The following is a 9,220-nucleotide window of genomic DNA, read 5'->3' on the forward strand; positions in this document are numbered from 1 at the left end:
CATCGAGGGTTAATTTGCGGGGTTCGCATGATTGGGGGTTGATCGAGCTTTCGCGCCACTGTAGAGCCAGCAGGGTGTATCGACAAAGACAGTTTGGCAAGGCGATTGGGGAAGCCTAGGTTTAAGGGCTGGGCAAAGGCAAGCTTTTCACTACAAAACCGCAATTCAGTTACTCGAAAAATCCGACATAATTGGCTTTGAAAGTTTGAATATGAAAGGTTTGGCTAGGACTGGGATGGCAAAATCTATCCTAGATAGGGGCAATTTCTGTCTATTGTCGCCCACAAAAAAATAGCGGTGAATGCAAACGGCACCACCCAAAATTCCTCCAATTGCGGCACTCCCGTATCTAAGACGATTGCAGGCCGAGGGCATTGACTGTCGTCCTGTTTTCGGGAGTCGTTGCGTTTCAAACCCGATTAAGACGCTCCCCAGGCGCTTTGCGCCGCTGACGCGACCCCCCTAGCCTTTCTTCTTCTTTTTGGGAGAGGGGAGTTTTTTTATAGACAGGCTTTTAGCTTTTTCAGCACCGCTCGATCCAGTACCAACAGGGCTGAGTGCAGGCCACCTGAGTAGCCCCAGAGAAAGCCCACCGGCAGGTGACCTTTTGGTGCTTCCAGGTTGGTCTTGAGCTCCCCATACCCCAACCAGCGGCCCTGCACCCGCCAGCCGACTCTTTCTCCCATGCACGCTTCGCGGGGCAACGCCAAGAAGGAGCCCGATCTGATCCCGCCTCCCGCCTCGGGATCGCACTCCTGCCAGAGCTGCTTCTGGACGGTGAAGCCGAAGCGCCCATGGCTGGCCTGCATCCACAGTTGGTCGATCAGCCGCAACAGCGGGCAGGGGAAAGCCTGAACATCCTTGGGATCGAAAAAGCCCACCTGGGATCGCCCGCCCAGCTTTAACATCAGGGCCGTCGTCCAGCGATCCGCTTCCCCCCACCGCCCGGCCCGCAGCCGATCCCACAGCCCTTGTAGGGCGGGAGCCGCTTCTCCCACCCAGTCTGGCCAGGGGAGAGTAGCGGGCAGGGATCCCTCCCAGCTCCCTTGCCTTTCTGGACAGATCTCAAAAGGAACCAGGGATCCGGATGCCCCCTCTTTTTTCTTTATCGTGGCAGGGGTGGGGGGCGCCACTATTTGCTCCAGCTCTTCTGCTGAGTGCTGGGCCAGGAGCTGTTCCAGCTCATCTTGAGGTTGCCGGGCTAGAAGCTGCTCTAGTTCCTGCAGATCCTGGGTGCGAAGGGCCGGCTCAAAGGCAACCGGCTGCTTCTTCTCTTCTGGAGAGACCGCTGCCGGCAACAGGGCCAGCCACTCGGACATGGTTTGCGGGCGCTCTTCGGGGTGGAGAGCCATCCCTTTGAGGATGGCGGCCTCTACAATCTCGGGAATGCTGGGGTTGAGGCTGCGGGGGGTATCCAACTGGCGGCCTGTGGCCCGCACCGGCGCACACAGGGGCACCATTCCTGTCAGCAGGGTGTAGAGGGTCGCTGCCAAGGCGTAGACATCGGTGAAGGCGCCGCGGCGGCGTAGGCTGTCGTATTGTTCCAGAGGGGCGTAGCCATCGGTGCCGTAGGAGGTGTGGCGCTGGATCAGACCTTGGGCGTAGGCCCGCGCCAGCCCAAAGTCGATCAACACCGCTTGCCCAGATCCCTCCCGCACCAGGATGTTGGCCGGCTTCACGTCTCGATGCAGAATCCCCTGTTCGTGCAGGGCCATGAGGGCGGATCCCACCTCCCGCGTCAGGCGCAGGGCTTCCGGCAGGGGCAGCGGCCCCTTTTGCCGCAAAAGCTGGTGCAGAGTCTGGCCACGGATGTACTCCATCACAATGCACCAGCAATCCTGCTCCCAGATCACCTCTTCCACCTTCACCACATGGGGGTGGCGGCAACGGGCCAGTTGCAGCGCCTCGTTCATGAAGTTTTGCTGGAAGCGGGGATAATCGGGATCCTCGCGGATGCTGTCGTTTAAGACCTTGATAACCACATAGTCAGCACGGACGCTATCCCAGGCGCGGTAGGTGATGCCAAAGCCCCCTTCCCCCAAAATGGCCTCGATGCGGTAGCGCCCCCCCTGCAATTCTTCGCCAACTGCCCAAGCCATACGCGATCTCGCTCCCCGCCTCTAGGGCTATTCTGTCACGGGGATCAGTAAATAGACGGCACATAGAACTGCTCGTTGCGGGGCGGCCGCCGATAGAGCTCTCCTGGCGGGCGCGGCGGCAGCTCTATCGCCTCAGGGATTAAGTCTTCGTAGGGGATCTTGCTGAGAATGTGGTGAATGCAGTTGAGACGGGCCCGCCGCTTGTCGTCGGCCTCCACTGTGAACCAGGGGGCCTCGGGAATGTTGGTGTGGGCTAACATCGCGTCCTTGGCTTTGGAATACTCGACCCAGCGGTTGCGGGACTCCAGATCGATGGGGCTGAGTTTCCAGCGTTTGAGCGGATCCTTCACCCGTTTTTGGAAGCGGCGCTCCTGTTCTGCGTCGCTCACGGAAAACCAGTACTTCAAAAGGATAATGCCGGAGCGCACCAGCATGCGCTCAAATTCGGGACAGGAGCGCATGAATTCCTGATACTCTTCCTCGGTGCAAAAGCCCATCACTCGCTCGACTCCGGCCCGGTTGTACCAACTGCGATCGAAGATAACGATCTCGCCGGCAGCGGGGAGATGGGCCACGTAGCGCTGAAAATACCATTGGGTGCGCTCTCGGTCTGAGGGCACCCCCAGGGCAACCACCCGGCAGCCGCGGGGATTGAGGGGTTGGGTCAGGGTCGTGATCATGCCCCCCTTGCCGGCAGCATCGCGCCCCTCAAAGATGATCACCACCTTTAGGCCCTGGTGCTTTACCCAGTACTGCAGCTTCACCAGCTCCACCTTGAGCGGGAACAAGGCTCGCTCGTAATCTTTGCGGGAGAGTTTGGGGCGCTCAGGGGCAGGTTTCGAGATCCCGCCGATTTTGAGCCATTTCTTCTTTTTGCCCTTAACGTTCGGCTTCACCTCAGAGAGAGGGGTTTCAGAGGAAAGGTGGGGTTCGGGGATCACAAAACAGCTCCAAAACTGGACTGACCAGGGGGTTGGTCGGGGCCAGGATCCCAGCCTACCTGCTCAAGAGCCCACCGGCAGCACCCCCGTCTTCACCTGGAAGGTGCGCGCCTGGCCGTCGCGGATGACCCGCAGCGTCAGCGTCTTGCCTACTCCGGCAGCTTCCACCAACTGCTGTACCTGCTCGGCATCGCGGATGGCCTGGCCGTCGATCTCAGTGATAACATCCCCCTCTTGCAAGCCAATTTGCTCAGCCGGGGAGCCGGGAATTACCTGCCCGATCAACACCCCCTCTTGCACCGTCAGCGGGGTGGGGCGGGCCGGGTCACGGTTGAGGCGGGCCACCAAATCGGGACTGAGGGTAATCATGCGAATGCCCAAGAAGGCATGCTCCACCCGGCCATTGCGGATGAGTTGCTCGGCAATTTCCATGGCGCGGTTGATGGGGATGGAAAAGCCGACGCTCTGGGCCCGCTGGAAAATGGCCGTATTCACCCCAATGACGCGACCTTCCGCATCCAGCAGCGGGCCGCCCGAGTTGCCGGGATTGATGGCCGCATCCGTTTGCAGGAACGTCACCCGCTTGTTGGTGGCCCCAATCTGCCCGGAGGAACGCCCGACGGCGCTGATGATCCCTGCCGTTACGGTGTTGTCCAGGCCCAGCGGGTTGCCGATGGCGATGGCCCAATCCCCCGGCCGTACCTGGTCGGAGTTGCCCAAGGTAACCGTGGGCAGATTTTCGCCCTCGATCTGGATCACGGCGATGTCGGTCACCGGATCGGAGCCTTTGACCTCCCCTTCAAAGGTGCGTCCATCCAGCAGATGAACCCTAACCCGCTCGCTGCCTTCTACCACGTGGGCGTTGGTGAGGATGAGGCCGTTGGCATCGATGATGAATCCGGATCCGGTGCCTTCCTGCTGAAACTCCTGCGGCAGTTGCGGGATTTGTCCCCCAAAGAAGCGACGGAACAGGGGCTGGTTAAACAGCTCGGGATCGATGGGGCTGGCTACGGTGCGGGTGGCATCGATGCGCACCACCGCCGGGCCGACCTTTTGGGCAACAGCGGCAATGAAATTGGAAGGCCGCACGGCATCGGCGGGAGAGGCAGACTCAGGCAGAAGGGATCCCACCCCCCCGCCGGCCCGCTGCGACCAAGTGGCAAGGGGAGTTTGCTGCAGCCATGCTTGCCCCGCTCGAGACGACAGCCAGACTCCCCCGGCAACGCCGCCGCCGAACAAAGCCATCGCCAGAAGTGTTTGCCGTAGAATCCGCGCCATGATCCCTCCCAAAGCTAAGCCGTATTGCCGAGAAAACAAATGCGAAGATGGAGAAAGCTTGAGCCAAATCCACCAACTGAGGCCAGCTCAGTCCAGCTTCACATCTACAATATTCCACCCACCCTCACTCATTTCTTTGGATTGGTAAGGGCTTTGCGCTTAACTTAGCAAATCTGGCGGGCAACGGCAGTGCTCAAACGCCCAATGACGATCGGCAATTCGAGCAAGCTCCCCTCTTTGTTGCCCCAGGGGCGGGATCCGTGGCAGCGCCACCGCGCCTGGATGCAGTTGGCCCTGCGAGAAGCCGAGCGGGCAGGAGAAGCTGGGGAGGTGCCGGTGGCAGCTCTGGTGGTGGGGCCGGGGGAAGAGTTGTTGGCCCTGAGCGGCAACCGGCGGGAACGGGATCGGGATCCCACCGCCCATGCGGAGATTTTGGCCCTACGGCAGGCGGGGCAGCGCCTGGGCGACTGGCAGTTGCAGGGCTGTCGGCTATATGTCACCCTCGAGCCCTGCCCCATGTGTGCGGGGGCGATCAGCCAAGCGCGGTTGGCCCAGGTGATTTACGGCGCCGACGATCCCAAGGCCGGAGCGCTGCGCAGCGTGCTCAATGTGCCTGCTTCTGCCGCCAGCTTTCATTGCCCAGAGGTCATCGGCGGGGTTTGCGAGGCCGAGTGTCGTCGCTTGTTGCAGCAGTGGTTTTGCCGCCGGCGGGGGATCCCCCTGGCAACCTAATGGGGAACTTGGGCGACAAAAAGGTCGGCTTGAAGTCGTGCATCCGCGAGAGGTTTTTGATACTGTCATATCGGCTAAGGCCTCCGGCCCGCTAACGCGAGCGGCTGGCCGGGATCCCCTAGGACAGGCAGCGGCTTGAGTTTCGGGTGAGTTTTGAGATCTGCCTTCTCAGGCCTTGCTTTGTAGATTTTCTGGTGGATCCCTTCCTCGCCCATCGGTGGGCAGGGGATCCGCTGCTCATAGGTGGTCTCTACCCAGAGGAGTGACGTGTGAGTGTAGCCCTCTTTTCCTCTCCGGTTGTGTCTCCGCTGCCCTCGGCTTGGCTTAGGGGGATCGGCCTTCTGGTCTGGGCCTGGCTCTGTTTGGCCTTCCCGGTGCAGGCGCGGGTGCTGCTGCGGGTGGGGATTGCCGTCAACAAGCCGCAGGTCAGGCTTGGCAGCTCTGCCCCGGCCCGCCTGTTGAACGCCCAGGGACAGCCACTGGCCGAAGTTCCGGCCATGCAGCCGCTGCAGGCCAGCCGGATAGGCTCGGCGGTCAGTTTGGCCGGCCAACAGGGAGAACGCCTTTACCTACAGCCCACTACCCCCGATGGGTTGGTGTTCATCGACCAGAACTGGTACCGCGGCTGGGTGGAGCTGATCCCCGGCGAGAGTGGGGTGATCGCCATCAACCAAGTTGGCTTGGAAGACTACGTTTCCAGCGTGGTGGGCAGCGAGATGGGACATCGTTTTCCCATGGAGGCCCTCAAAGCCCAAGCGGTGGCCTCCCGCACCTACGCCCTCTACCACCGCAGTCGTCGCTCCCAGCAGCCTTTTGACTTGGGAAATGGCGTCGATTGGCAGGTCTACAAAGGGGTGGCCGCCGAATCCAACCGCACCCAAGCGGCAGCCCGCGAAACCGCCGGACAGGTGCTTATCCACCAGGGGCAGTTGATCAATGCCGTTTTCCACTCCTCCGGGGGCGGGCACACGGATGATGCAGGGAATGTCTGGTTAGAATCGCGGCCCTACTTGCAGGGGGTGCCCGATTTCGATCACCACTCGCCGGTGTTTAGCTGGACGGCTACCATTCCCGCCCAGCAGCTCCAGCAGTTGGCCGGCGGGATCGGGGCCATCCGTTCCATCGAGATCCTGCGCAGCTCCCCCTGGGGACGGGCCATCACCCTGCGCCTGGTGGGATCCCAAGGCAGCAAAGACGTCAGCGGCAGCGAATTCCGGCGGGCCCTGGGGTTGCGCAGCACGATGATCGCCATCAGCCCCCGCGGGGAGACGGCCACTACAGCCAGCCTGACCCCTGTTGCAGCAGCCTCACCGGCTTTCTTCGAGATCCAGGGGCGCGGCTACGGGCACGGGGTAGGCATGAGCCAGTGGGGAGCTGCCGCCCTGGCCAGCCAAAACTACTCCTACCAACAGATCCTCAGCCACTACTACCGCAACACCCGCCTGGCCGTGGTGGAAGGACGCTAGGGCTCAACTTCGGGAAAAAACCCACAAAATAACCGATTGGTAGCAAAAGTAGCTGTAGTTTTTAAGAGTTTGTGGGTAGCAACATTTTGATCGCTCTGGAGAAGTTTCCTGAGAGTTCGTTGGGGTTCTGCAGATCTTGTTAACTCTGATGCCGCACCCTCTCTTGAGTGTGGCGGAATCGAAACCTGGTCTGCTGGTGGTCGCTGTTTTTGAGGGCTCCACGCCACTGTGGCAAGATCGAGGAAAGCTCCGCAAAAGCTGAGTTGCGTCTCCTGAAGATTTTGTAGAAATCTTGAATTCTCTTCTGCGGATCCTCAGGATCGGCTCAATAATAATTGAGATACGTTTACCGGGATCGACCTCTACCTCTTCTTTTTCGAGCCCATAACTTTAACCTCAGGTATCTGCCCTATGTCCATTGCCACCTTAGCCCCCGCTTTTCCTGAACGTTGCCCGGCGCTGCCGCAGGCGCTTACCCCTTTGTGCGAGATCGCCCGCAACTACTGGTGGACTTGGAACCCCGATCATCTCACCATTTTCCGGGAAATGGATCCTGCCCTGTGGGAAAAAACCTCTCACAACCCGGTGCGCATGCTGGAGGAGGTTTCCTACTTGCGCCTGGCGGCCTTGGCTACTGACGTCAACTACCTCAACACGTTGAACCGGATGGTGCAGTCCTATCGGCAGTACATGGCGGCTGAGGATACCTGGGCCAAGCGCACCATGAAAACCTACGACTGGCAGCGCCCCATCGCCTATTTCTGCGCTGAGTATGGCCTACACGAGTCTTTGCCCACCTACTCTGGGGGCTTGGGTATGTTGGCCGCCGATCACCTCAAGTCGGCCTCCGATTTGGGAGTGCCCCTGGTGGCCATTGGATTGCTCTACCGTCAGGGCTATTTCCAGCAGCGCCTGGACACCAGTGGCTGGCAGGGGGAGCTTTATGAAGACTCCGAGTTTGAGTCTTTGCCGCTGACCTTGGTGCGTCAGCCGGATGGCAGCCCTCTGTTGGTGGAAGTGGCGATGCGGCAGCGGCTGGTGAAGGCGCGCGCCTGGCGGGCGGACGTGGGCCGGGTGCCTCTCTTGCTGCTGGACACCGACCTGGAGGAGAACGATCCCATCGACCGCTGGATTACCGCCCATCTCTACGGGGGCAGCACCGACACGCGCATTGCCCAAGAGTGTATCCTCGGCATCGGGGGGGTGCGCCTGCTGCGCCAGTTGGGCCTGGATCCCATGGTCTATCACATGAATGAGGGGCATGCCGCCTTCTTGACCTTGGAGCTGCTGCGGGAAGAGGTGGCGCGGGGCACGCCTTTTGAGGCGGCGGAGGCCAAGGTGCGGGAAAAATGTGTCTTTACCACCCACACACCGGTGCCGGCTGGCCACGATGCTTTCAGCCCCAACGAGATGGATGCGTTCTTTGCTTCCTTCTGGCCACAACTGGGCCTGACGCGGGAGCAATTTTTGGCTTTGGGAGCTCGTCGCAGCGGGGATCCCTGGGAGCCCTTCAACATGACGGTGCTGGCTTTGCGCTACGCGCGGGCGGCCAATGGGGTAAGCAAGCTGCACGGACGGGTTTCTCGCGAGATGTGGCATGTGCTCTACCCCGAGCGGTCGGTGGATGAGGTGCCCATCAGCTCTATTACCAATGGGGTGCACGCCCGCACCTGGGTTTCCCCCCTCTTCTGGAACCTCTACGATCAGTACTTGGGCCCCGACTGGCCGGAGCGGGTGTCGGATCCGGAACTGTGGGCCAAGGTGGAAGAAATTCCCGATGAGGAGCTGTGGCGGCGCAAGGAAGCCCTGCGGGAGCGGTTGGTGTCTTTTACCCGCCACCGGGTGTTGCGGGCGCGGCGCAACCGCGGCGAAAGCAATGAGCGCATCCAGGCGGTCAACCAGTTGTTGGATCCCAAGATCCTGACGATTGGGTTTGCCCGCCGCTTCAGCACTTACAAGCGAGGAGATTTGATCCTGCGCGATCTGGAGCGAGTGACCCGCATCTTCACCAATAAAGAGTATCCTGTGCAGATTATCTTTGCCGGCAAGGCCCATCCGCGGGACGAGGGGGGCAAGCGCCTGATCCAACGGGTGGTGGAATGGTCCAATCGCCCTGAGGTGGCCAACCGGGTCGCCTTCATTGAAAATTACGATGCCTATGTCGGTCGCAACTTGGTGCAGGGGGTAGATGTGTGGCTGAACAACCCGCGACGCCCTCTGGAAGCCTCTGGCACCTCAGGGCAAAAGGTGGGCTTCAGCGGGGGGTTGAATCTGTCGGTGTTGGACGGCTGGTGGCCGGAGGGTTACAACGGCCGCAATGGCTGGGCCATCGGCCAAGAAATCGAAGGCTTGGATCCCGCTGCCCAAGACGATTTGGACGCCAACTCTCTCTACGATTTGTTGGAGTATGAGGTGATCCCCATGTTCTATGAGCGGGACGAGCAAGGGATCCCGCGCCGCTGGATTGCCCGCATGAAGGAGGCGATCCGCACCCTCAACCCGGTTTTCAACACCGACCGCATGGTGGCCGAGTACGTGTTGAAAATCTACGAGCCTCAGCCCCTGGAAGCAGAGGTGAGCCGGACTTTGTCAGGTTCGGCTGTGGTCGGCTAGGATCCCCCGGCCCCTCTCCCAGAGGGAGAGCCCTCACCCCCGGCCCCTCTCCCAGAGGGAGAGCCCTCACCCCCGGCCCCTCTCCCAGAGG

The 9,220-nt window shown here is 60.9% G+C and carries 6 protein-coding genes; 3 read left to right on the forward strand and 3 right to left on the reverse strand.

Annotated features, from left to right (window positions below):
• Positions 1 to 500 precede the first annotated feature (500 nt).
• The 3 genes from NW844_RS08450 to NW844_RS08460 form a co-directional block, all read right to left on the reverse strand.
• Positions 501 to 2,099, reverse strand: a complete 1,599-nt coding sequence (locus NW844_RS08450) for a protein kinase domain-containing protein (RefSeq protein WP_414334946.1) — start codon at positions 2,097 to 2,099, stop codon at positions 501 to 503.
• 44 nt (positions 2,100 to 2,143) lie between these two features.
• The gene (gene ppk2, locus NW844_RS08455; protein WP_414334955.1) at positions 2,144 to 2,953 is read right to left on the reverse strand and encodes a polyphosphate kinase 2; all 810 of its coding nucleotides are present in this window, start codon (positions 2,951 to 2,953) and stop codon (positions 2,144 to 2,146) included.
• Between the two features lie 150 nt (positions 2,954 to 3,103).
• The gene (locus NW844_RS08460) at positions 3,104 to 4,318 is read right to left on the reverse strand and encodes an HhoA/HhoB/HtrA family serine endopeptidase (RefSeq protein WP_414334947.1); all 1,215 of its coding nucleotides are present in this window, start codon (positions 4,316 to 4,318) and stop codon (positions 3,104 to 3,106) included.
• Positions 4,319 to 4,522: 204 nt separating this feature from the next.
• On the opposite strand from NW844_RS08460, the gene NW844_RS08465 reads away from it, so the two are divergent.
• From NW844_RS08465 to glgP, 3 genes are all read left to right on the forward strand, one after another.
• Positions 4,523 to 5,050, forward strand: a complete 528-nt coding sequence (locus NW844_RS08465; protein WP_414334948.1) for a nucleoside deaminase — start codon at positions 4,523 to 4,525, stop codon at positions 5,048 to 5,050.
• 269 nt (positions 5,051 to 5,319) lie between these two features.
• Positions 5,320 to 6,516, forward strand: coding sequence for a SpoIID/LytB domain-containing protein (locus tag NW844_RS08470; protein WP_414334949.1), 1,197 nt, complete (start codon positions 5,320 to 5,322; stop codon positions 6,514 to 6,516).
• Positions 6,517 to 6,927: 411 nt separating this feature from the next.
• A complete protein-coding gene (gene glgP, locus NW844_RS08475; RefSeq protein ID WP_414334950.1) occupies positions 6,928 to 9,129 on the forward strand; it encodes an alpha-glucan family phosphorylase in 2,202 nt (733 codons plus the stop codon).
• The last annotated feature ends 91 nt before the right edge of the window (positions 9,130 to 9,220 follow it).

This window comes from Synechococcus sp. H55.2 (assembly GCF_047462495.1).
Lineage (GTDB): Bacteria > Cyanobacteriota > Cyanobacteriia > Thermostichales > Thermostichaceae > Thermostichus.